This window comes from Maledivibacter halophilus, assembly GCF_900167445.1.
GTDB lineage: Bacteria > Bacillota > Clostridia > Peptostreptococcales > Caminicellaceae > Maledivibacter > Maledivibacter halophilus.
This window is the reverse complement of sequence record NZ_FUZT01000002.1, coordinates 394,442-418,641: the sequence shown is the minus strand read 5'-3', so window position 1 is coordinate 418,641 and position 24,200 is coordinate 394,442. Positions and strand designations below refer to the sequence as shown.

At 31.8% G+C, this 24,200-nt stretch carries 21 protein-coding genes and 1 other annotated feature; of the genes, 1 reads left to right on the top strand and 20 read right to left on the bottom strand.

The features are described 5' to 3' along the window. Window positions 1–59 precede the first annotated feature (59 nt). The 4 genes from B5X81_RS05805 to B5X81_RS05790 form a co-directional block, all read right to left on the bottom strand. The gene (locus B5X81_RS05805) at window positions 60–1,193 is read right to left on the bottom strand and encodes a murein hydrolase activator EnvC family protein (RefSeq protein ID WP_079490061.1); all 1,134 of its coding nucleotides are present in this window, start codon (window positions 1,191–1,193) and stop codon (window positions 60–62) included. A gap of 37 nt (window positions 1,194–1,230) precedes the next feature. After that, entirely contained in the window at window positions 1,231–2,127 is an 897-nt protein-coding gene (ftsX, locus tag B5X81_RS05800; protein WP_079490059.1) for a permease-like cell division protein FtsX, read from the bottom strand. Continuing rightward, complete coding sequence (gene ftsE, locus B5X81_RS05795; protein ID WP_079490058.1) at window positions 2,117–2,803, bottom strand: cell division ATP-binding protein FtsE; 687 nt, start codon at window positions 2,801–2,803, stop codon at window positions 2,117–2,119. The genes ftsX and ftsE overlap by 11 nt, the downstream gene beginning before the upstream one ends. A gap of 192 nt (window positions 2,804–2,995) precedes the next feature. Next, complete coding sequence (locus tag B5X81_RS05790) at window positions 2,996–5,413, bottom strand: Lon protease family protein (protein ID WP_079490056.1); 2,418 nt, start codon at window positions 5,411–5,413, stop codon at window positions 2,996–2,998. A gap of 291 nt (window positions 5,414–5,704) precedes the next feature. On the opposite strand from B5X81_RS05790, the gene B5X81_RS05785 reads away from it, so the two are divergent. Then, entirely contained in the window at window positions 5,705–6,535 is an 831-nt protein-coding gene (locus B5X81_RS05785) for a methyl-accepting chemotaxis protein (RefSeq protein ID WP_079490055.1), read from the top strand. A gap of 218 nt (window positions 6,536–6,753) precedes the next feature. On the opposite strand, the gene phoU is transcribed toward B5X81_RS05785, so the two are convergent. From phoU to csaB, 16 genes are all read right to left on the bottom strand, one after another. Further along, complete coding sequence (gene phoU, locus B5X81_RS05780) at window positions 6,754–7,440, bottom strand: phosphate signaling complex protein PhoU (RefSeq protein WP_079490053.1); 687 nt, start codon at window positions 7,438–7,440, stop codon at window positions 6,754–6,756. Window positions 7,441–7,509: 69 nt separating this feature from the next. Next, window positions 7,510–8,265 (bottom strand): phosphate ABC transporter ATP-binding protein PstB, encoded by a 756-nt coding sequence (gene pstB / locus B5X81_RS05775; RefSeq protein WP_079490052.1) that lies wholly within the window; start codon window positions 8,263–8,265, stop codon window positions 7,510–7,512. 20 nt (window positions 8,266–8,285) lie between these two features. Beyond that, on the bottom strand, window positions 8,286–9,122 hold the full coding sequence (gene pstA, locus B5X81_RS05770) for a phosphate ABC transporter permease PstA (protein WP_408606780.1): 837 nt from the start codon (window positions 9,120–9,122) through the stop codon (window positions 8,286–8,288). Then, window positions 9,115–10,026 (bottom strand): phosphate ABC transporter permease subunit PstC, encoded by a 912-nt coding sequence (pstC, locus tag B5X81_RS05765; protein WP_208984997.1) that lies wholly within the window; start codon window positions 10,024–10,026, stop codon window positions 9,115–9,117. The genes pstA and pstC overlap by 8 nt, the downstream gene beginning before the upstream one ends. Before the next feature lie 181 nt (window positions 10,027–10,207). After that, window positions 10,208–11,113 (bottom strand): phosphate ABC transporter substrate-binding protein, encoded by a 906-nt coding sequence (locus B5X81_RS05760; RefSeq protein ID WP_079490047.1) that lies wholly within the window; start codon window positions 11,111–11,113, stop codon window positions 10,208–10,210. A 241-nt stretch (window positions 11,114–11,354) separates the two neighbouring features. After that, window positions 11,355–13,010, bottom strand: coding sequence for a biosynthetic-type acetolactate synthase large subunit (gene ilvB / locus B5X81_RS05755; RefSeq protein WP_079490046.1), 1,656 nt, complete (start codon window positions 13,008–13,010; stop codon window positions 11,355–11,357). A gap of 26 nt (window positions 13,011–13,036) precedes the next feature. Further along, entirely contained in the window at window positions 13,037–14,701 is a 1,665-nt protein-coding gene (gene ilvD / locus B5X81_RS05750; protein WP_079490044.1) for a dihydroxy-acid dehydratase, read from the bottom strand. Between the two features lie 11 nt (window positions 14,702–14,712). After that, window positions 14,713–15,705: a ketol-acid reductoisomerase gene (ilvC, locus tag B5X81_RS05745; RefSeq protein WP_079490043.1), complete on the bottom strand. Its 993-nt coding sequence runs from the start codon at window positions 15,703–15,705 to the stop codon at window positions 14,713–14,715. A 20-nt stretch (window positions 15,706–15,725) separates the two neighbouring features. After that, entirely contained in the window at window positions 15,726–15,962 is a 237-nt protein-coding gene (locus tag B5X81_RS05740) for an ACT domain-containing protein (RefSeq protein ID WP_079490041.1), read from the bottom strand. A 379-nt stretch (window positions 15,963–16,341) separates the two neighbouring features. Continuing rightward, window positions 16,342–16,604: a binding site (T-box leader), on the bottom strand. A gap of 348 nt (window positions 16,605–16,952) precedes the next feature. Further along, window positions 16,953–18,119: a LysM peptidoglycan-binding domain-containing protein gene (locus B5X81_RS05735; protein WP_079490040.1), complete on the bottom strand. Its 1,167-nt coding sequence runs from the start codon at window positions 18,117–18,119 to the stop codon at window positions 16,953–16,955. A gap of 374 nt (window positions 18,120–18,493) precedes the next feature. Continuing rightward, window positions 18,494–18,994: a protease complex subunit PrcB family protein gene (locus tag B5X81_RS05730; RefSeq protein WP_244282011.1), complete on the bottom strand. Its 501-nt coding sequence runs from the start codon at window positions 18,992–18,994 to the stop codon at window positions 18,494–18,496. Between the two features lie 154 nt (window positions 18,995–19,148). Next, window positions 19,149–20,087, bottom strand: coding sequence for a transketolase family protein (locus B5X81_RS05725; RefSeq protein WP_079490038.1), 939 nt, complete (start codon window positions 20,085–20,087; stop codon window positions 19,149–19,151). Then, window positions 20,087–20,911 (bottom strand): transketolase, encoded by an 825-nt coding sequence (locus tag B5X81_RS05720; RefSeq protein WP_079490037.1) that lies wholly within the window; start codon window positions 20,909–20,911, stop codon window positions 20,087–20,089. The genes B5X81_RS05725 and B5X81_RS05720 overlap by 1 nt, the downstream gene beginning before the upstream one ends. A 188-nt stretch (window positions 20,912–21,099) precedes the next feature. Beyond that, window positions 21,100–21,969: a YitT family protein gene (locus tag B5X81_RS05715; RefSeq protein WP_139380256.1), complete on the bottom strand. Its 870-nt coding sequence runs from the start codon at window positions 21,967–21,969 to the stop codon at window positions 21,100–21,102. Between the two features lie 390 nt (window positions 21,970–22,359). Continuing rightward, on the bottom strand, window positions 22,360–23,094 hold the full coding sequence (locus B5X81_RS05710; protein WP_208984992.1) for a WecB/TagA/CpsF family glycosyltransferase: 735 nt from the start codon (window positions 23,092–23,094) through the stop codon (window positions 22,360–22,362). Between the two features lie 17 nt (window positions 23,095–23,111). After that, window positions 23,112–24,191, bottom strand: coding sequence for a polysaccharide pyruvyl transferase CsaB (gene csaB, locus B5X81_RS05705; RefSeq protein ID WP_079490034.1), 1,080 nt, complete (start codon window positions 24,189–24,191; stop codon window positions 23,112–23,114). Window positions 24,192–24,200 lie beyond the last annotated feature (9 nt).

The following is a 24,200-nucleotide window of genomic DNA, read 5'->3' as shown; positions in this document are numbered from 1 at the left end:
AAATAATAAAGGCTTCTATTTCTTAATAAGAATAGAAACCTTTACTATTTAAGATTCTATTAAGGCCTTTTAACATATTTTTCTGGATTCACATATTGGCCATTTTCACGGACTTCAAAATGCAAATGTGCTCCCGTTGACATTCCTGTGCTTCCACATTTTGAAATAACTTGTCCCCTTTCAACCCTTTGTCCTTCTTTAACTAACAACTTAGAATTGTGGGCATATAAGGTTACTATACCTCCACCATGGTCAATCATTACAACCTTACCATAGCCCCCTTGCCAATCTGCATACATAACTTTACCACTTTGGGCTGCAACTATGTTCTCTCCATAGCCTATACCTATGTCTATACCTGTATGTAGTTTTTTCCTTCTTAAAATCGGATGTATTCTATAGCCAAATGGTGAAGTAATTGTTCTAACCCCAGGAGCTGGCCAAGTCATTTGCCCTCCAACATAATTTTCATCGGATTGATTTCTAATAATTACTTCCTTAATTCGTTCAGCTAAATCAGCTAATTCATCTTCTTGTTTTTCCAGTGCAACATGATTCTTTTCAAGTTCCTTCTTGGCTCTTTGCATCGCTCCCCTTGATACCCTTAAATCTTCCTGCTTTTTCTTAGTATTATTCATTAAGGTAAGGAGTTGAGATTTTTGATTTTCAAGGGTGATTTTCTTGTTTTCAATAAGATCCCTTTGTTCCTTTAAGTATTTTAAAAGATCTGTATCGTGCTTTACCAATCTTTTTACCATATCGATTCTAGTCAATAAGTCTTCAAAGTCTGTAGAACCAAGCAACACTTCAATATAACCTACATCTCCATTTTTATACATTACTTCCAGTCTGGAATTAAATGTCTCATTCTTAGTAGACAGATTTTCTTCCGCCTTTATTAATTCTCCTTTTGTTGTTTCTATTCTACCTTTAGTTTCGTTAATATCTTTATTTATTTGAGCTATCTCACCTTCAAGGTTACGTATATTTTCTTCTAATTTATGAATTTTTTGTGTAATATCACCCTGCTGTTTTTCATTTTGTTTTTTTTGCTTAGTAACTTCCTCTTTCTCTTTAGTTACCTCATCTAATTTCTGCTTATCTTTATCCGTATTAAATGCAAATGCCTCAAAGGCCATTGTAAATATTAAAAATAATGAAACAAAAACAACTAAAGTTTTCTTTCTACTCATCTTTTGTATATATCCCCCTCTCGTTATATGGCTTGTTTTACACTTTCAAATATTTTTTCATTGAAGTTATACTACCCAATGCACCTATTCCTGCTCCTAATACTATAAATATCAATAATAAATTATCCAGTACATATTGAGCAGGTACTAAATATGCAGTTAATATTACGAAAAAGTTTTTTGCTGCTATACCATAGAGATATTTATAGGCGAAAAAGACTATTAGAAGAGCAATAGCTCCACCAATCAATCCTAAAAAGGTTCCTTCTATAAAAAAGGGCCATCTTATGAACCTATTGGTAGCCCCTACATACTTCATTATACTTATCTCTCTTCTTCTAGCTGCAACAGTTAATTTTATTGTATTACCTATAATAAAAATTGATATGGCTATTAAAATTACTATAACAGCTAAACCTATAATTTTAACAAAATTTGTTATATTGATAAGCTTACCAACTATATCTTTATGAAATTTAACTGATTCTATATCACTTATAGCTTCAATTTCACCTACAACCCTTTCACTTTCTTCAATATTATTTACATATACTATATATGAATTAGGAAGTGGATTATCTTCTAATCCCTCCAAAAGACCTTTATTTTCCCCAAAAAGTCCTTTCATTCTATCAAGGGCTTGCTGTTTTGAATGAAATTCTACACTCTTAAGGCCTTGGATTTTATTTATTTCGTCACCTATTTCTTCTATTCGCTCAGCACTTATACCCTTCATCAAATATACTTGAATTGAATTAACCTGCTCTTGAGCACCCTTTGCCATACTATTTATATTAAATATTAATATAAATATCATACCAAGTATCATTAAAGTGGCAGTAACTGATCCTACAGAAGCAAGGCTCATCATCCTATTTCTCCAAAGATTTTTAAAACCTTCCTTTATCATGTATCCCCATGTCCTAATCTTCATATCCATAACCACCTCTTTTCTCATCCCTTACTATTAGTCCATTTTCTAATGCTATAACTCTCTGCTGCATCATATCAACTATATCTTTAGCATGGGTAGCCATGACTACGGTTGTTCCTCTTCTATTTATTTGTCTTAATAATCTCATAATCTCCCAGGACGTTTCAGGATCCAGGTTGCCTGTAGGTTCATCAGCTATAAGTACTGGAGGATTATTTATTATTGCTCTGGCAATAGATACTCTTTGCTGCTCACCACCTGAAAGTTGCTCCGGATAACTCTTTGCTTTTTTACTTAGTCCCACAAGGCTTAGTATAGTCGGTACATTTCTTCTTATTTCCTTAGGAGTTGCTTCAACAATTTCCATAGCAAAGGCCACATTTTCATAAACAGTATTATTTGGAAGCAATCTAAAATCTTGAAAAACCACACCAATTTTTCTTCGTAAATATGGAACTTTTCTTCTATGTATATTCGTAATATTCTGATTATCAATTATTATTCTACCTTGGGTAGGCTCTATTTCTTTCAGCAACATTTTTACAAGGGTAGATTTACCTGCCCCACTTGGACCAACCAAAAAAACAAACTCTCCCTTGTCGATTTTTAAATTAATATTTGAAAGTGCCATTACGTCACTTTTATACCTTTTTGAAACATTTTTGAGCACAATCATTACATCAACTCCTAACCTTATTCTTATTTCGATAAATCTCTCTTATTTCCTTCAAAAATTTTTTAATAATTTCTAGTATATTTTTACTATTTTCCCTACATTTCTATTATAATAGAAAAACCAATAAAAAAAATCTCAAAGACATAATTGTCTTTAAGATTTAATATTATATTTAAGTTTTTGTAATATTCTTCATTTTTCTTCTTTATTATCTTTAGATTTTTCCTTTTCTGCTTTTTCTGCTAATTTTTCAAGAATGTCAGTAACTATATAATGTATAGTCCCTTTAGGGTATTTTCCATTTTCATCTTTTTCTCCAGCAGGCACTCCCGTTAATATTTCTATTCCTTCATCAATTGTCTTTACGCTATAAATGTGGAACTCTCCTTTTTTAACTGCCTCAATTACTTCATCCTTCAGCATAAGATTTTTAACATTTTGATGGGGAATCATAACTCCCTGCTTTCCAGTTAATCCTTTCAATTTACAAACTTTAAAGAAGCCTTCTATCTTTTCATTTACTCCTCCAATTGGCTGGATTTCTCCTCTTTGATTAACTGAACCTGTTACAGCTATATATTGTCTAATAGGGACTTTAGATATACTTGATAAAATAGCATAGAGCTCTGTACTTGAGGCACTGTCTCCATCAACACCGGAATAAAGCTGTTCAAAAACTATACTAGCCGATAATGCCAGAGGTTTTTCCTGGGCATATTTATAACCTAAATATCCACTTATTATCATTACTCCCTTATCATGTATCTTTCCACTGGTTTTGGCTTCTCTTTCAATATTAATTATTCCTGCTTTGCCTCTATATGTTGAAGCAGTTATTTTACTTGGCTTGCCAAATTTATATTCTCCTGTTCCAGTAACAGCTAAACCATTTATTTCCCCTATTTTTTCTCCATCAACATCCAGTAAATAATCTCCATATTCAAACATCTCAAGTACTTTTTCTTCATATTTGTTATTTCTAAATACTTTTTCTTCTATTGCTTTTTCAATATGTTTAACTTCTATTATATTACTTCCGTCTACTTCTGCCCAGCTATCAGCTTCATATAAAAGCTCAACAATTTGATTAAATCTTGAACTAAGCTTCATTTGATTTGAAGCTAATCTTGAACTGTATTCTATAACCCTTCCTACTGCATCACGATGAAAATGTTTTATATTTTCCTTTTCACAATGGGTAGCTATAAATCGAGCCATTTTAAGAATATTTTCTTCATCTCTAGACATTTCTATATCAAAATCCGCCATTATTTTGAACAATTTTTTGAATTGTTCATCATATGTATATAACATATAATAAATATATGGATCACCTATTAATATAATTTTTAGATCAAGGGGAATTGGTTGTGGCTTTAATGTTGTAGTAACAACATATCCCAATTGTTTTCCCAATCCCTCAATATTTATTTCATCAGTAACCAAAGCTCTTTTTAGGGCATTCCATGCAAAAGGATTTGAAAGTACATCCTTAGCTTGTAATACTAAATAACCTCCATTAGCTTCATGCAATGCTCCAGGTTTTATTTGTGTAAAATCCGTTTTCATGACTCCCATTTCATTTTTATATTCAACACTGCCTACTAGATTATAATAAGTTGGATTTGACTCTACAATTACAGGTGCACATTTTTTTTCGCTATTATCTATAAAAAGATTTACATTATATCTATCAAAAAACGCTTCGGAAGATTTTATTTGAAACATTGCAAATGGATTATTACTTACTGAATCCTTGTCCTTTTTAAATTTATCTATATGCTCAATTATATCTTCCTTTAACATATCAAAATACTCTATGGATTTATCATTATAATTAAAATTTTCCTTTAATTTTTCTATATGAAAATCCACAACGCTAATTGATGTTTCAACATCTAATTTTTTTATCTCTTCTCTATAATTTTCCTCAAGCTCTCTAAGCTTATTAAATACCTCAACAGATTCTAAATTTAACTTGCTACTTTTTTCCCTCAGTTCATCAAATTCTTCTGGGGAAAGTTTTGTATAATCCTCTTCATTCATATGCCTTCCTTCTTTAAGAGGCATACTTACTAATCCTTTGTCTGTACGAGCAAATCTAAAATCATATTTTTCAGCCACTTCATTCAATTCTTTAATCATATTCTCCGACGCACTTTGGTATCGTTGAATAAGAGCATTTTTCATATTTTCATATTCTTTACTTGTAAATGCATTTTCTATTTCTTTCTTTAAGTTTTTAATTGAATTTTCCATATCTTTTACAAGCTTTTTACCTTGTCCAGGTTTAAGATTTAAAGCTAAAGGACTATGAGGGTTTTTAAAGTTATATACATATACCCAATCATCAGGAATATTCTTTTTTGAAGCTTTATCATCTGTTATCAACTTTACATAGCTATTTCTACCTGTTCCACTTTGTCCAGATACAAAAATATTATATCCTTTCTTTTTTACAGATAATCCAAAATCTAATGCATTTGACGCTCTTTCTTGACCGATTATACCTTGAAGAGGTTTTAAATCGGCAGTACTATGAAATTTAAAGCAATTTACATCACATTTATTTTTTAATCTATTCATAGGTACTTTAACTTCTTTTATCATATAAACACATCCTTCTTAATTGCTAAAATTTTAAAAATATTTTGTCTATTTTATACCCTTATATATTCAGATATATTCAGTATATTTAATAATTTATGTGCAATATATAAATATACACCTATTAAATTTAATATTTGTTATAAGGCTAAAAAAAATTATTGTCAATTTAAATTCACTATTACATTTATTTGTATTTTTAGTAATGTTTTTATATTTTTTCTAACTATGTCGATTCCTTTAAATTTTTATTATATAATAAAAATAGTACTTACTTGGTAAGGAGTTGAGTTTATGGAAAATAAAAACAGAAAAATTATTAATTCTTTTATTGATGCTGGAGGATATTTCAAAGACATATTTGATGAAGATGTTTTTATATCTATATCGGATACTAAGCATATATTGAAATATATCCCCGGTTATGAACTAGATATAAAGGATGAAGAGGGTTCTCCTTTAAAAAAGGGAGATGTGATGTCTGAATGTATTAAAAATAATAAAAAAATTGTGCGAATAATTTCAAAAGAAGTTTTTGGAATACCATTTAAAGCCATTACAATTCCAATAAGAGATGATATAGGTAATTGCATAGGAAGTATTGGCATCGGTAGAAGTCTTAAAAAACAAAATAGGCTTAATGAACTTTCAGAAAATCTTGCTTCTGCATTAGAAGAAATAACTTCAAGTATTGATGAAATTTCATTAGGTGCTAATAAAATTGCCGAATCATCTAATAATATTTCTATTAAAGGTAATGAAGCAAAAAAACAAGTAAGTCAAACCGATAGTATTTTGCAATACATAAAAAACATATCTGATCAAACTAATATGCTTGGCTTAAATGCCGCAATTGAAGCAGCCAGAGCCGGTGAACACGGTAGAGGTTTTTCTGTGGTTGCAGAAGAAATAAGGAATCTGTCTAATGAAACAAAAAAAGCTGTAGGGAATATTAAAACTACTTTAGAAACCATTCAATCTTCTGTAAATGATATGTCAACAGCTGTTGATAGCACAAGCTCAGTTACAAAAGCTCAAGCTGAAACAACTGAACAAATTGTGGCTTCCATAGAAGAACTCAATTCCACGACTCAGCTTTTAGCAGATTTAGCAAAGGATTTATAATTGCAAACACTTATGAGGAAATTCTTATAGTAACAAGTTTTTGAAACTATAGCTTAATACTTTATTATGGATAAACAACAGTAAGATATTCATTATGCTAAATTCCAAAGAGCTATGGACCTAATGTATTAGCTAGAAGCTATACTTAAAGATTAGACCATAGCTCTCAATTTTAAACTAAAATTCAATCTAGCTCTAAAAAACCACCTAGTAGTTATCTAATTTATTTCAACATTATCTCCATCTACTATATAAATAATTCTTTCACATATATTGGTTATATGATCTGCCATTCTTTCTAGGTATCTTCCAACGAATAAAAGTTTGGTTCCCTGATTTATGTTTTTAGAATCAGAGTGAATCATCATTAGTATTTCTGTGTATATATCCTTATATAAATTGTCTATCAGTTCATCTTCTCGTCCAACTCTATATGCTAATTTGGAATTCTCATTAATAAAACTAATTTTTGAATTCCTAAGCATATCTAAAATTATTTCCCTCATCTTCGGTATATCAACTAAAGGTTTTATATGGGCTTCGTTACCTATTTTTATAGTTTCCTTTGCAATATTAACACAAAAATCTCCTGCTCTTTCTATATCAGTAATAATTTTAGCTATAGAAAAAATAATTCTTAAATCTTTAGCCATAGGCTGTTGTAGGGCAATAAGTTCTATAGTCTTTTCTTCTATGTCATTTTGCATTTCATCAATACTGTCATCTAACTCTATTACTTGGCGTGCCAAATTAATATCCTTATTTAAAAGAGAATCTACAGATTTAACAAGTAAATCTTCTACCCTTTCCATCATCTCTACAACATCTTCTTTAAGAGATTGAATTGATGCTTCAAAGCTTTCTCTAACCAATTTAATACCCTCCTTTATTGTCTTTTTAGTCATTCTTTTAGCTCTATCCCAGTCCCACCTTGCACCTCTGTATTAACCTATAATTCATGTCTAAAAGACTCTTTATCCAAATCTACCAGTAATATAATCCTCGGTTCTTTTATCCTCTGGAGTTGTAAATATTTGACTTGTGTCTCCAAACTCAACTAATTCTCCCATTAAAAAGAATGCCGTATTATCTGATATTCTCGCTGCTTGCTGCATTGAATGAGTTACTATAACAATAGTATAATCTTTCTTAAGAGATTCCATAAGATTTTCTATTTTTGATGTGGCAATGGGATCTAGTGCAGATGTAGGTTCATCCATTAAAAGTACTTCAGGTTCTACAGCTAAAGCCCTTGCAATACAAAGTCTCTGCTGCTGACCTCCAGAAAGTCCTAAGGCATTAGTTTTCAGACGGTCCTTCACTTCATCCCAAAGCGCAGCACCTGTTAAGCTCTTTTCTACTATTTCATCTAATACAGCTCTTTTTCGAATCCCATGGGTTCTAGGACCATAAGCAATATTATCATATATGCTCATTGGAAATGGATTAGGCTTTTGAAATACCATTCCAACTTTCTTTCTAAGTTTTATTACATCAATATTGTTATATATATTGTTTCCATCAAGCTTTACTTCTCCCCTGATGGTTACACCTTCTATTAAGTCATTCATACGATTTAACGTCCTTAGAAATGTTGACTTTCCGCATCCTGATGGACCTATAAAAGCCGTAACATTTTTCTCATCTATATTCATATTTATTTTTTGAAGAGCCTGAAAATCTCCATAGAATAAATCTAAATCTTTTATAGTGAATTTTTTAATCCCCATAGTTAACACTCCTTTATACATTATGGATTAGTTTTTCTAAATCTAGAAGCAATACGATTGGCACTTAAATTTATAAGAGCCACAATAATAACCAAAATAGTTGCAGTGGCATATGCTTTATTGAAAGATATTCCTTCCTTAGCTAAAACGTAAAGATGAACAGATAGTGTCATGCCTGATTCCTTAAAGCTCGTAGGTATTCCCCTTCCCATACCTGCCGTAAAATAAACAGCTGCTGTTTCTCCAACGACTCTTCCTACGCTCAATATTACAGCTGTAAGTATTCCTGGTATAGCACTTGGAAGTACAACCTTAATAATCGTTCTAAGCTTCGATGTTCCCAAGGCTAAACTTCCTTCTCTATAGGAATTGGGTACTGACTTTAAAGCTTCTTCGGTAGTACGAACTATTGTAGGAAGTACCATTATACTAAGGGTAATTGCTCCCGCAATAATTGAAAACCCAAACTTTAATATGGTTACAAAAAATATAAACCCGAATAAACCAAATATAATTGATGGTATTCCTGCTAAACTTTCAGTAGCAAATCTTATTAGACGAACTATCTTTCCAGGTTTAGCATATTCAACTAAATAAATAGCAGCACAAACACCAATCGGTGTAGAGATTATAACAGATAGTAATACTATATATATTGTGCTGATAATCATTGGAAAAATACCGCCTTCTTCGCCATGGGGAGCAGTTGTTAAATACTCTATATTTATTTCGCTTATTCCATTTTTGATTACATAGGCAAGTATCCAAACTAAAATTCCTACTGTTATAAAGGAAGATACCCATATAATTAATTTAACTATATTATCTTTTATAGCTCTTGTATTCAAATTATTCACCCGCCTTATGAATAAAAATATTTAGAAATATATTTAATATTATTATAAAGATAAATAAAATTACTCCTGTGGCAAATAGCGCTTCTTGATGTAGTCCAAAGGCATATGACATTTCTATTGCTATATTAGCTGTCATTGGTCGTACACGATCAAGCAATGATTGGGGAAGAAGTGTTGTATTTCCAGCCACAAGAATTACTGCCATAGTTTCTCCAATAGCCCTACCTATCCCCAAAACTATAGCTGTTAATATTCCAGACTTTGCTGCTGGTAAAACAACTTTAAATATTGTCTGAATATGAGAAGCTCCTACTGCTAATGAGCCTTCCTTATATTCTCTAGGAACAGCTCTTATTGATGTTTCTGAAATATTAATAACTGTAGGCAAAATCATAACTGACAAAATAATTATAGCTGCCAGCAGACTATTTCCTCCACCTCCAAAAACATCATCTATTATTGGAACTATAACAACAAGTCCAAAAAAACCATAAACTACTGAAGGTATCCCTGCTAAAAGCTCTACAGCAGGACGAACTAATTTTGAAAGCCAATCCGGCGCAATTTCAGCTAAAAACACTGCTGTTAATACTCCAATAGGTACTCCTAAAAGAATTGCACCTAAGGTTGCATATATAGATGCAACTATCATTGGAAAGATACCATAAACATCAGCACTGGGCATCCATTCTTTTCCTAAAAGAAAGTCCAATATCCCTATCTTAAAGATTGCTGGTCCTCCCTTTGCAAAAATAAATATTGTAATAACTATAACTGATATTATTGCAGCACAAGCACATAACAAAAAGAAAATTTCGACTATTTTTTCATAAATTTTTTTCTTTTTATTTTCCTCCATTTTAGCTTTGTAAATTTCTGAAGATACTTTATCCTGAAAATCCATATTCATTTGGTACCACCTCCATTACATAAATTGGTTCAAATTTATAAATCTTATCTTAAACATTCAAGTTTATACTTTATAAATTATAGATCTCAATATTATATACTGTAAAAACATCAAGAGAGACCCCACTTGTGGTTGTGGAGTCTAGCACTTGTTTTTTATATTAATAGGGGATTAATTATTTTACAGGTATTAATTTTTCACCAACTATTTTTTGTCCATCTTCACTGAAAATAAAGTCTAGGTATGCTTTAGCAGCTGGACTTGGTTCACCATTTGTAAGCATTAGGAAAGGTCTAAACACTTTATATTCTTCAGACTTTATATTTTCAATTGTAGGTTCAACACCATCTACTTTCAATCCTTTTACTGATTCATCTAAATATGATAAGGAAATATATCCTATTGAATATTCTTTCTTAGCAACGTTGGCTTTAACAGCACCATTACCTTCAGCAATCAAAGCATCTTTTCTAACTACACTTATTTTTTTACCTTCAGCGTTTTTCTCCTGTAAATTCATTATTTCTTCAAAGGCACCTCTAGTACCAGAACCAGATTCACGACTTACTACAAGTATTTCTTTATCTTCTCCTCCAACTTCTTTCCAATTTTTTATTTCACCCTTGAAAATCTTAGTGATTTGCTCTTGAGTAAGATCTGCCACACTGTTACTAGGATGTACCACTACTGTAATACCATCATAAGCTATAATATGTTCTGTTAAACCCCACTCTTTTTCTTCGGATTTTAAATTGCGTGACGCCATTCCTATATCTCCACTACCTTCTTTTGCCGCCTTAACTCCCGCTGTTGATCCAATTCCCTGTATGTCAACTTTTATACCAGGCTCTATTGTTGTAAACGTATCAGCCAGATTCTGTGCCACAGGCGTTACTGAAGTTGATCCTATTACTGATACTGTTCCTTCTAATTTATCTTCTCCACTATTATTTTCACTTTTGTCATTAGTTTGTTCATTATTTTGCTCTGCTGAACTTTCTTCCTTAGTTCCATCTGCACATCCTCCAAGTAAACCTACAGCTAAAAATGCAACTAGTAATAATGATAAAATTTTCTTCATTTTTTATTCTCCCTTCGCCTTTAAAAATCATCTTCATTCTTAAGTACATATATAAGATATCACTATTTATTTTTCGTTTTGTTATGGAATTGTTAACCAAAGGTTAAATAAATGTTAAATGAAGAATAAATAATATCCATTTTTACCAAGAAAAAAGAATTCCTATTCTATTTAAAGGAATTCTTTTTTCTTTGAGTAAATTAAAATTATGCAATTTTCTCAATTAATATTTCTTAGTGTTCTATTTCTCAATTAAATTATCTATAGGTTTACCAGGAGGTACAATAGGATAAACACATTCATCCTTATCTATTTTACAGTCTATAACAACTGGTTTTCCTGTTTTTGATACTTTCTCTATGACTTCAATTAAACTTGATAAATTATCTACTTTATAACCTTCAATTCCATAGGCCTGTGCTAATTTAACAAAACATACATCTTCTCCGATGTCGGTTTCAGAGTATCTTTGATTTCTAAATAACTTTTGCCACTGCCTTACCATCCCAAGGGTTCTATTATTAAATATTAATGTTATGGTAGGCAATTTATATTTGGAAACCGTGGCTAGTTCATTACAATTCATTCTAAAGCTTCCGTCTCCAGTAATGTGTAAAACTCTTTTATCTGGGTTTGCTATTTGTGCTCCAATTGCTGCTCCAAGACCATACCCCATGGTTCCTAATCCCCCGGATGATAAAAATTTCCTTGGGCCTTTAAACTTCCAATATTGAGCTGTCCACATTTGATGCTGTCCAACATCGGTAACAACTATAGTATCATCTTCCAATATTTCATTAGTTTTTTCAATGATATTTTTAGGAATAAATTCTCTGTTATTAAATTCTATTTTTGATTTCCATTCGTTGATTTCTTTTAGCCATTGACCTCTATGCTTGAAGTCAACATCTTCAACCAGGTTTTCTAAAATCTGATTCACATCTCCTACAATGGATAGGTCTGCCTTTTTATTTTTGTTTATCTCAGTCTTATCTATATCGATATGAATAACCTGAGCCCGTGGAGCAAATTTGTTTACATTTCCAACAACCCTGTCACTAAATCTTGCTCCAACAGCAATTATCAAATCACTATTGGTTACTGCCAAATTTGCTTCTCTAAAACCATGCATCCCTACCATTCCCAAAGATAAATGACTATTTCTGGGATAACCTCCCAGTCCCATTAATGTATTGACAACTGGTATATTTGCTTTATCAGCAAATTCCTTTAATTTTTCAAAGGCCTCTGCTATAATTACTCCTCCTCCAGCATAAATAACTGGTTTTAAAGCATTATTAATTGTTTCAGCTGCTTTCTTTAGGAGCACCTCATCTATATTGTTTCTGACAAAGTCCTCATCTGATTTATTTTTCTTTTTATAAAAAGTTTTATCTAAAAAGACATCCTTTGGAATATCTATGAGAACAGGTCCAGGTCTTCCAGTAGTAGCAGTAAGGAATGCCTCTCGAATAATATCAGCTAAATCCTCTACAGCTTCTACAAGATAATTATGCTTTGTAATAGGTAATGATATTCCTGTAATATCTACCTCCTGAAAGGAATCCTTTCCAAGCAATGTTCTTGGAACCTGACCAGTAAATACTACAAGTGGAACCGAATCCAAATAAGCGGTGGCTATTCCAGTAATAGTATTAGTTGCACCTGGCCCAGAGGTTGCAAAGCATACTCCAACTTTTCCACTTGAACGAGCATATCCATCGGCTCCATGAACTGCCCCCTGTTCATGGGCACTTATAATATGAGTAAAAGTATCAAAATTATCGTATAATGCATCATATAAAGGTATAACTGCTCCACCTGGATATCCAAATATCGTGTCAACACCTTGCTCTTTTAGACATTCCAATACAATTTGCGCTCCACTAAGCTCCATAAATTTCACCTTCTTCCCACTATTTTCTATAATTCCTCATAGGCTGCTCCATTACTTGCTGAAGTAACCATTCTAGAGTATTTTCCAAGATATCCTCTAGATACCGGCATATTTCTATTTGAAGTTCTTTGCCTTCTTTTATTCATTTCTTCCTTATCAACGAGTAAATCCAATCTTCCCTTGGTCATATCTATGTCAATAATGTCTCCCTCTTCAACTAAAGCAATAGGTCCACCTTCAACGGCTTCTGGAGATACATGTCCTATAGCTGCTCCCCTTGTTCCTCCTGAAAATCTTCCATCAGTTATCAGTGCAACTTCCTTATCAAGTCCCATACCAGCCAGTGCCGATGTTGGTGTTAACATTTCCCTCATTCCAGGTCCACCCTTAGGACCTTCATATCTTATTACTATTATTTCGCCCTTGTTAATTTTACTATTTAAAATTGCTTCTACGGCTTCTTCTTCGCTTTCAAAGACTCTAGCTTTACCTTTATTTTCTAGCATTTCCTCAGAAACAGCTGATTTTTTTACCACAGCCCCTTCTGGAGCAAGACTACCCTTTAGTACCCTTATTCCACCGGTCTCACTATATGGATTATCAATTGATGCAATTACTTTATCTCCAAGTTTTTCACATCCATTTATCAATTCCATTACCCTTTTACCTGAAGCTGTCATCTCATCTAGATTTAAAAGATCTTTCTTTCTCAGCTCGTTCATTACAGCCATTATACCTCCAGCTTCATATAAATCTTCTATATGATAAGGTCCAGCCGGACTTAATTTACATAAATTGGGAGTTTTCTCACTTATTTCATTAATCTTTTCTAAATTCATTTCTACATTTGCTTCCTTTGCAATTGCAGTTAAATGTAATACAGTATTTGTTGAACATCCTAGTGCCATATCTACAGTAAGGGCATTTTCAAAAACCTTATCTGTTAATATATCTCTAGGCAAAACATTATTTCTAACAAGCTCCATAACCTTCATTCCTGTATATTTAGCAAGCCTCAATCTCTGTGAGTAAACCGCTGGAATAGTTCCATTACCTGGAAGGGCCATTCCTAGGGCCTCTGTCATACAATTCATAGAATTAGCTGTAAACATTCCTGCACATGATCCACATCCGGGACAAGCATTATCCTCAATTTGAGCCAACTCTTCCTCAGTCATTTTACCGGATTTTACTGCACCTACACCTTCAAAAACAGTAATTAAATCTATCTTTTTGTTTCCAATCTTACCTGCAAGCATTGGCCCTCCACTTACTATTATTGAAGGAATATTTAGTCTGGCACAGGCCATAAGCATTGCTGGAACAGTCTTATCACAGTTTGGAACTAACACCAGACCATCAAGTCCATGGGCCTTTGCCATAACTTCAATACTATCTGTAATAAGTTCTCTACTAGGTAGAGAATATCTCATTCCTTCATGATTCATAGAAATACCATCGCATACTGCAATGGTTGGAAACTCAAGGGGAGTTCCACCACTCATTAATACACCCCTCTTTACAGCTTCAACAATATTTTTTAAATGAATATGCCCTGGTACTATTTCATTATAGGCATTAACGACTCCTATTAAAGGCTTGTTTATTTCTTCATTTGTTAACCCTGAAGCTTTAAATAGTGACCTATGGGGGGCCTTTTCTATTCCTCTTTTTACTGATGTGCTTTTCAATATTAGTCCCCCTATTCTTTAATCCATTCCATCATGCTTCTTAAATTTTTTCCTACTTCAACGATAGGATGTTCAAGCTCTTTTTTCTTGATTGAGTTGAATACTGGTCTATTTAGCATATTTTCTGATAACCATTCCTTAGCAAATACTCCTGTTTGTATTTCTTCAAGTACCTTTTTCATTTCCCTGCGAGTTTCGCTATTAACAATTCTTTTACCCACCATATAGTCTCCATACTCTGCTGTATCGCTTACACTGTACCTCATCTTTTCAAATCCGCCTTCATAGAGTAAATCTACTATGAGCTTCATTTCATGTAAACATTCAAAGTATGCTATTTCTGGCTGATATCCTGCTTCTACCAAAGTATCAAATCCAGCCTTAATAAGCTCCGTTACTCCTCCACATAAGACAGATTGTTCTCCAAATAAATCTGTTTCTGTTTCTTCTTTGAAGGTTGTTTCTAAAACACCTGCTCTAGCTGCGCCTATCCCCTTGGCATAGGCCAATCCTAATTCCTTAGCCTTACCAGTATAATCCTGATAAACAGCTAATAGAGCTGGTACTCCTTTTCCTTCTTCATATACCCTTCTAACTAAATGTCCTGGGCCCTTTGGTGCCACCATAAATACATCTACATATTCTGGCGGCACTATTTGACTAAAGTGAATATTAAATCCGTGGGCAAAGGCCAATGCATCACCTTCACTGAGATTTTCCTTAATATGATTAGTATAAACATTTTTCTGATGTTCATCTGGTACTAAAATCATAATTACATCACTCTTTTTAGCTGCCTCTGCCACTTCTAAAACTTCTAATCCCTGATGCTCAGCCTTACTCCAAGATTTACTTCCCTTATATAATCCAACAACTACATCTACACCACTTTCCTTTAAATTTAATGCATGAGCGTGACCTTGACTTCCAAAACCTATAACTGCAACCTTTTTATCCTTTAATAATTCTAAATTTCCATCTTCATTATAGTACATCTTTGCCATTTCTAATTCCTCCTAATTATTTAATTAACTTCTCTTACATCATATACATTTACAAGCTTTTCCATCTGATTTATCGCTTGCTCTATACCAAAATTTAATTCATCCTTTAATACTATTTCCAAGTTTGAAAAACTGGAGTTGCTAATTTCCTCCATATTCACGCCTTTAACGTTAAATCTTTTTCTTTTTAAAAGACCCACAACCCTTATTAAAGTTTCTAATCCACTATCAACCCGACATAAAAGTTTCTTTTCCAAACTATTTCACCCCTTAAATTTATTTTGATTATAGAATCACTTCATTTAATATTCAATAAAACTTTCATATTAACTGTATTACTAAAATTTTTCAATTAATTATGCCTTAGAATTATTTATGGTTATATAAAGAAAAAGAAGGATATAGCTTTTTTATGTCTAATTATTTATTTAGTAAGAATTTTATTTTTGTTTTGCTAGTAGATTATTTAGATAATCTATTAGCTTTTTTTATCTCTATTTTTTGTTGAGTTAGCTTTCAAAAACATTCTTCACCTCCTTATAAATCAATTTAAAACTCTAAAGTCAACAAATTTAATAAGTTCTATAAAATAATATAAATAAAAAATCCCTCATCCTTAAGACATAATAGTTCTATCTTAGGGACGAGAGATTATATTCGCGGTACCACCCTAGTTTCAATTAATAAAAATAATTAATTGACTCTTTATTCAGATCAAAGACTAATTCTTTTAATCCTAGCTATATAACGGTAGCACCCGACCCAATCTACTTAGACATCCTTTCGATCAGACAGTTCAAGAGTGATCATTCCATATCTTCTTCAACGCCAAATCTCAGCAAACCTTGGCTCTCTGTAGTTAAAAGTTTAGATATCTTTCTCTCTATCAACACTTTTTAATATAGTATTTTAATTTTGAATATTTATGAAAATTATACTACCCTTATTCATATAAGTCAACACTAATTTTGAATTTTCTAAATAATTTTTATCCATACAATTTTTTAATATTAATTTGTAATAACTCTTTAATTATTTGTTTTACTATATATTGGCATTATTTTGTAATAGCTTTGTAAATATTTAATATTCTAAAAAACTTATAATTAAGGAAATTGCATAATTAGTTCTTGTAAAGATAACTATTACATATGATTTTAAAATCTCTAGAGTACTACCATATGTACTATGCAATTGTCCTAAATTTTAATTATACAATTATATATACTAAAAAACTTTATAATTCTCTATTTTAGTCCTGCTGAAACCTTTATATTATACTGATGGTCATAATCTATTTTATTATCTTTGTGTCTTGTACTGTTTGCAAAATGTATATCCATATGTCCCGTTATACCATTATTACTAATATATTCTATATCATGGGGCATTGCAGAGGCTGAAGCTGCTATTTTTCTACTATCAACCAGTATTAGTACAGGTCTGGTTTTCCAGCTGTAATATCCTCCCCATACTTCTTTCATAACAGCAGAATCATATTTTGTCAGTGGTTCACAATCGGCGTGACTGGCACCTATAGTTCTCTTCATAGTCCACTCTTTGCCAGTATAAAAATCTCTAACTTTAAATACCTTGCCTATTGGAACTACATACTGGGCTTCTGTCCACCAATCAAGATATTCACCATATTTTTGCCCAGGAGTATTTTTAACAGGCACATGATGAACAGGAATTTTAAGTATATCACCAATATTCAACATGGTATTTTCTGTCATATTGTTTGCTTTAATTAATTCATATTGAGGAATTCCAAATTTAATTGATATTTTCCAAAAATCATCGCCTCTTTGTACTGTATAATTTGTATAGGTAATATAGGGTTTAGAATTATTAGTATTATTGGAACTTGGATATGACTCATTAGGTACAGATAAACTCTGACCTATGTAAAGGGGACTGTCCTCATCTGCATTATTTATTCTTAGCAGCTCGTGTATGTCTACTGAATATTTCTGACTTATTTTCCAATAAGTTTCTCCAGCTTCAACTATATGTTTTCTATAGCTGTCCCCAACAGGAATTATTACTACATCATTAATATTTAGCCTAGTAGTAGAATTTGCATTATTTGCTTCCAGTAATTTATTAATATTGATATTAAACTTTTCACTTATTTTCCAATAGGCATCGCCAGATACAACCTTATAAAGTATTTTTTCATTTGAATCATATGGAATTTTTATAGTCTGTCCAACATTTAGATAAGGATTATTTTCTGCTGAATTTTCTCTAATAAGTTCATTTAAATCAACAGAATATTTTTCACTCACCTTCCAATAGGTATCTCCACTTTGCACCTCATAGGAAACTATATCGGCAAAGGCATTAATACCACTTTGCGACAATAAAGTTAGCCCAACTATTCCTCCAATAACAAATTTCTTGAAATCCATACTTTTCCTCCTTAGGTATAATGTCAAAATTGTCAGTAATTTTAATTATTTTTCTACGATCTAAACGTAGACTTACGAATGTACAATTTCGACATTTATCGACAATAACCTTTAAGTAAATATTGGAATAGGAGATCTAACTATTTGCTTTTTAAATCAATATAAAAAGGCTATAAATTTTTAGTGAATTTCAACCAAAAACTTATAGCTTTTTTATCTCATATAATTGAGGAAATTGCATAACTCCAATTTAGCAAAATTGCATAATATATATGGTATAGCTTCAAAGATTTCAAAACAATATGTGGTAGTTAGTTTTTTGAAGAGGTAATTATGCAATTTGCTCAATTAACTTAATTTTGAATTAGTTTTTTTTATTCTTCATATCTAGTCTTCAGTTCAATTCTATAGGGAAGTTCCTTTAAATTAGTTTTTGCAACTACATAAGGGTATGTAACAGCCTGTGTCACTACATCTCCTGGTTTTGGATCTGTAAATTTAGCATAAACGATCAGTTTGAATTTATCTTCTTCATCCTTCATTTTTTCAATTTTATCTATATCAACACTATAGCCACCTGTAGGTTTTTCTCCCCTTGTTACAACAACGTAAATTTCTCCGTTAACCTTACAGGCTAGAGCCCTCTCTAATGTTTGATATCTAGGTAAAATTTCATTCAATTTTTGAGGTATTTCTTTTCCACTTAAAACTTGAAATTCAACTTTTTCTTCATCATTGGTAAAGTGTTTTATTGCCATCGTTCCACTTATTAAAACTAGAATAACTACCAATAGAATCATGAGAGATTTTATATTAAAAAATCTCTTAAAACTGTCATTAGGTTTTTTCATATTATTGTTCATATTATTTTCCATTTTAGATATCCCCCCTTTTATAAGTAACCAACATCGGTTTTAAAGTTGGTTATCTTTACTTATAATCTTTCAATTCGTTTCACTATAAATACTATTCAAAAAGGGGTACAAATATTCCACACTAAATAAAACTTAAGGGCAATGCCCTTAAGTTTTATCCTTGTAATATCTCTTTAGCCTTTAATATTATATTTTCTGATGTTAGTCCATATTTTTTCATAAGCTCATCGGGCTTACCTGATTCACCAAAGGTATCATTAATTCCAATTCTTTTCAGTTGTGAAGGATAATTTTCTGCAAGAACTTCTGCAACTGCACTTCCCAATCCTCCAATAATATTATGCTCCTCAACTGTAATTATTCCTTTAGTCTCTTTTGCAGCTTTTACAATAATATCCTTATCTATAGGCTTTAATGTATGTATATCAATTACTCTAACAGAAATATTTTCCTTTTCAAGTTCTTCACAGGCTTTTATAGCAGTTTCTACCATTATACCTGTGGCTATAATGGTTATATCCTGTCCGGTTTTTACTTCCATTCCCTTTCCTATAACAAACTCAGTATCCTTTTCATTATATATTACTGGAACCTTAGCACGTCCTAATCTGACATATACAGGTCCATTATATTTAGCAGCTTCATTTAAAAGGGCCTTAGCAGACACCGCATCTGCAGGATTTATAACTGTCATATTTGGCAATGCCCTCATTAGTGCTAAGTCCTCAATAGCCTGGTGGGAAGCACCATCTTCTCCTACAGTAATACCAGCATGGGTGGCACATATCTTAACATTCAATTTAGGATAACAAATAGAATTTCTTATAATTTCAAATGCTCTACCTGCTGCAAATACAGCAAAGGTACTTGCAAATGGTATTTTACCAGAAGCTGCAAGTCCAGCAGCTGTTCCCATAAGATTTTGTTCTGCTATACCCATATTAAAAAATCTATTGGGAAATTCCTTAGAAAATCCATGGGTTTTTGTAGATTTTGATAGGTCAGCATCCAAAACAACTATATTTTCATTTCCTTTTCCAAGTTCAACTAAAGTTTCACCATAGGTCTCACGAGTGGCTATTTTTTTTGTCATTATTTTTCACCTCCAAGTTCCATTAATGCTTTTTCCTTATCTTCATCCTTTGGAGCTGTCCCATGCCAAGAAGCTTCATTTTCCATGAATGAAACACCCTTACCTTTTACGGTTTTTGCAATAATCATAGTTGGTTTTTCATTATTTCCTTCAGCCTTTTCGAATGCATTAATTATTTCTTCAAAATTATGTCCATCAATTTCAATTACATTCCACCCAAAACTTTTCCACTTTTCATCTACGGGCTTTATATTCATTACATCTTCATTTTTACCATCTATTTGAAGACCATTATAATCCAAAATAGCAGTAAGATTGTCTAATTTATAGTGGGCCGCAGCCATAGCAGCTTCCCAAACTAATCCTTCATTCATTTCTCCATCACCAAGTAAAACATATATTCTGTTATCTTTTTTATCTAGTTTTGAAGCTAAAGCCATTCCTACTGAAGTTGAAAAGCCTTGACCTAAAGATCCTGTAGACATTTCTACACCTGGTATCCCTTTCATATCCGGATGTCCTTGAAGTATGCTTCCAATCTTTCTTAATTTCAAAAGCTCTTTTGGAGAAAAATATCCTCGCCTTGCAAGGGTAGAATATAGTACTGGTGCAGCATGTCCTTTAGAAAGTACAAATTTGTCCCTGTTTTCAAGTTTTGGGTTCTCAGGATCGATATTCATTTTATTAAAATATAAAACAGTCAATATGTCTGCTGCTGACAATGATCCCCCAGGATGACCTGACCCAGCGGCATTAGTCATCTCCACTATGTCTTTTCTAATTTGCGTGGCAATTTTTTTTAACTCCTGATATCTGTTATTCATGAACCTACCTCCTATTTATAGATAATGAAAATTAAGACTCAATATAAAATTCATGGAAAATAATAAAAGCTTATATGTTTTCTATGAATTTTATAATAGAGAAATTTGCATAATTAACATTATTAATTTTAAAATTCTTTACATATATTATGCAATTTCCTCAATAATCTAAAACCAGCTATTTAAAACTATTTTTTATCAATTGGAGCAAAGCCTTCTCCAAGTACTTCATGTATAGTTGTTACCATTATAAATGCTCTACTATCTATATCATAGACTATTTGTTTAAGTTTAACTACCTGAGCTCTATTAACAACACATAAAAGCACCTCTCTATCTCTTCCAGTATACATACCTCTGGCCTTGAAAGCCGTGGCCCCTCTATTTAACTTTTCAATAATTTCTTTACCGATTTCCTCAGAATAATCGGTTATTATATAAAATGCCTTTGAATAATTAAGTCCTTCAACGATAAAATCAGCAACTTTAACAAGTATGTATAAAGATATTATTGAATATAAAGAAGTTTCAATATTTTTGTTAACTATACCGGCAGCAGTTACAATTATAAGGTCAATAATCATCATAAGTTTTGCCGTGCTCAGTCCTGGTATGTATTTATTTAATATAGCTCCTGCTAAATCAGTTCCACCAGTGGTACCGCCACTGATAAATACAATACCTATCCCTATTCCAAGTATTACTCCGCCAAATATTGCAGCTAATAAGAGATCATCGGTGGCATTAATATTCTTTCCTAAAACTATAATTAAAATCCTAATAAATAAGGAAAGAGTTGCTGTTCCAAAGGCAGTTTTGGCTCCAAAAGCCCTACCAAGAGTAATAATTCCTATTATAAATAGAGGAATATTTACAGCCAGGTTAGTTACATCTATAGGAACTCCTGTAACCTTCTGAATGACAATTGCAAGTCCTGTTACTCCACCGGGAGCTATGGTATTTGGTTCTAGAAACAGCAGCAAGCCTAATGCCATTAAAAAGGTTCCCAATGTGATACCTATATATGGAAAAACCTTCCTATACCATTCGCTCTTCATCCACATCACCTACCTTATAACATATCCCTGCTTATAAAGATAAATACTTTAAAGATTTAAAGGCATATAACAGCCTATATTACACAAAAGACATTATAACATAGTTATATAACAAATAAAATATTTTTACTTTATTATTAGTTAATTTTCACAAAATAATGCCAATTAAAGTCTAAAATGACTTCACAGTACAAATTATTCCCACTATTCAATAAATTTAAAAAGCACAAGAGCCCATCTTGTACTTTGTAGTTATTGAACTTATTTAATTGAGTAAATTGCATAATTACCTTCTTAAAAAATCATATACTACATATAGTTTTAATTTTTCTAAAGCAATACCATAATATATATTATAAAACCCAGCCATATTAGAGTTATGCAATTTTCTCAATTACTAATATTCTTACTTGTAAGGACCTTAATCATAAATTTAGGTAATACCATCATTCTCTTAAATCTTGAAGGTTCTTTTATAAGTCTATAAAACCATTCCAATCCAAGAATTCTAAAAATCTTCGGTGCTCGCTTTGCTGTTCCAGCCCAAATATCTATACATCCTCCAACACCCATAGCAATTTTAGCTTTTAATTCTTTTCGATGCTTATAAATCCATTTTTCCTGCTTAGGTGCACCTAATGCAACAAATAGTATATCTGGAGATAATTTGTTTATATTCTCTATAATATTCTTTTCTTCATCCTTTTTAAAATATCCGTTTCTATATCCTTTCACTTCAATGCCAGGATATTTTTCCAAAATATTATGTACTGCCCTTTTTGCAACTCCCGGTTTTCCTCCAAATATATAGATGGATTTTCTAGAATAATTGCAAAATTTAAGTATCTCACCCATTAAATCTATTCCTGTTACTCTTTCAACAAGACCCAACCTATGTATTTTTGAAGCAATAATTAGTCCAATCCCATCGGGAATATTCATATCCGATAATTTGAGGACCTCAGTAAGCTCTTCATCCTCTTTGGCCATCATAACTATTTCTGTATTAGGAGTACAAACAAATGAAAAACTAGATCTGTCCAGCAATTGCTTAAATCTTTCAACAGCACTTTCCATGGTAACTATATCTATTGGTGAACCATAAATTTTTGTTGTTTTTCTCACTATTACACCTACTTTACTTATAGCATTTTACTTAAAAACTCCTTATTCTGCTTAGAAACATCCTTCAATTTTTCAACTATATCATGTAAATTCTTAGCAACTTTAACTCTTTCTTGATATAAATTGTCAAATTCTATACAGAGATTTAGAAAATCTAATGTTTCTACCTTTCCTCCATTTTTTTGTTTTACCATCTTTAAAAAAGAATCGACCTTTGGGTCATATTCTATTCCTATCATAGGAATCTCTTTAATAGCAGCAAATATAAGTGCATGTAATCTCATAGCAACTAAAATATCTAATATCCCTATAATACCTAAAACTTCCTGGGGTGTATATTGCTTTTTTAATATAAAGGCACGATGCTTCATTTTTTCAATTATTTTATTAGATATATTTTCATCTTTAGTAGCCTGCATAGGTATAAATACAACATTTAAATCCCTTTCACAAATATAATCTGCAAATTTTGCCATAGTTTCTAAAAAATCTTCACCTACACTCCAAGGTCTAACCGATATTCCTATTAAAGGCTTATCAGTTGGAATATTTTCATTGGCCAATAGCTCTTTGGCTCTTACATCATTAACACCATTTAATGAAAATGCTGCATCAATGGTTACTTCTTTTAATTTCACAATTCCATTTGATTCCATAATTTCTTTTGACTTAGGATCCCTTAAAACTATTTTATCTACTTTATTAGCAACCTTCTTAGTTAAAAATTTATTAAATTTATTCTTTATTGGTCCAAATCCATTACAAAAAAATAGAACAGGTTTCTTAAATAGCTTTGCCACAATAATAAGCGCCAAGTAATACATAAGAGAGCGACTACTAGTGGTATCCTGTAATAAAGTTCCTCCTCCACTTATAACTAAGCTGGAATTTTTTATAGCCTTTATTATATCTATAATACTATTTCTACTCACACCATTTATTTTATGAGTACTTTCAGTATACTTCACATTATATGAAAGAGCAAATATTTCTATCCTGGAATCCTTTTCTTTAATCATTTTGACTATAGAAGATAAAATAGCTTCATCACCTAAATTTTTAAAACCATAATATCCAAAAATAAATACACTTTTCATAGGGTTCTT

Coding starts and splice junctions, on each gene's coding strand:
- B5X81_RS05805 (WP_079490061.1), bottom strand. CDS start 1,193: ATGAGTAGAAAGAAAACTTTAGTTGTTTTTGTTTCATTATTTTTAATA.
- ftsX (WP_079490059.1), bottom strand. CDS start 2,127: ATGAAGATTAGGACATGGGGATACATGATAAAGGAAGGTTTTAAAAAT.
- ftsE (WP_079490058.1), bottom strand. CDS start 2,803: ATGATTGTGCTCAAAAATGTTTCAAAAAGGTATAAAAGTGACGTAATG.
- B5X81_RS05790 (WP_079490056.1), bottom strand. CDS start 5,413: ATGATAAAAGAAGTTAAAGTACCTATGAATAGATTAAAAAATAAATGT.
- B5X81_RS05785 (WP_079490055.1), top strand. CDS start 5,705: ATGGAAAATAAAAACAGAAAAATTATTAATTCTTTTATTGATGCTGGA.
- phoU (WP_079490053.1), bottom strand. CDS start 7,440: ATGACTAAAAAGACAATAAAGGAGGGTATTAAATTGGTTAGAGAAAGC.
- pstB (WP_079490052.1), bottom strand. CDS start 8,265: ATGGGGATTAAAAAATTCACTATAAAAGATTTAGATTTATTCTATGGA.
- pstC (WP_208984997.1), bottom strand. CDS start 10,026: ATGGATTTTCAGGATAAAGTATCTTCAGAAATTTACAAAGCTAAAATG.
- B5X81_RS05760 (WP_079490047.1), bottom strand. CDS start 11,113: ATGAAGAAAATTTTATCATTATTACTAGTTGCATTTTTAGCTGTAGGT.
- ilvB (WP_079490046.1), bottom strand. CDS start 13,010: ATGGAGCTTAGTGGAGCGCAAATTGTATTGGAATGTCTAAAAGAGCAA.
- ilvC (WP_079490043.1), bottom strand. CDS start 15,705: ATGGCAAAGATGTACTATAATGAAGATGGAAATTTAGAATTATTAAAG.
- B5X81_RS05735 (WP_079490040.1), bottom strand. CDS start 18,119: ATGGATTTCAAGAAATTTGTTATTGGAGGAATAGTTGGGCTAACTTTA.
- B5X81_RS05730 (WP_244282011.1), bottom strand. CDS start 18,994: ATGGAAAATAATATGAACAATAATATGAAAAAACCTAATGACAGTTTT.
- B5X81_RS05725 (WP_079490038.1), bottom strand. CDS start 20,087: ATGACAAAAAAAATAGCCACTCGTGAGACCTATGGTGAAACTTTAGTT.
- B5X81_RS05720 (WP_079490037.1), bottom strand. CDS start 20,911: ATGAATAACAGATATCAGGAGTTAAAAAAAATTGCCACGCAAATTAGA.
- B5X81_RS05715 (WP_139380256.1), bottom strand. CDS start 21,969: ATGAAGAGCGAATGGTATAGGAAGGTTTTTCCATATATAGGTATCACA.
- csaB (WP_079490034.1), bottom strand. CDS start 24,191: ATGAAAAGTGTATTTATTTTTGGATATTATGGTTTTAAAAATTTAGGT.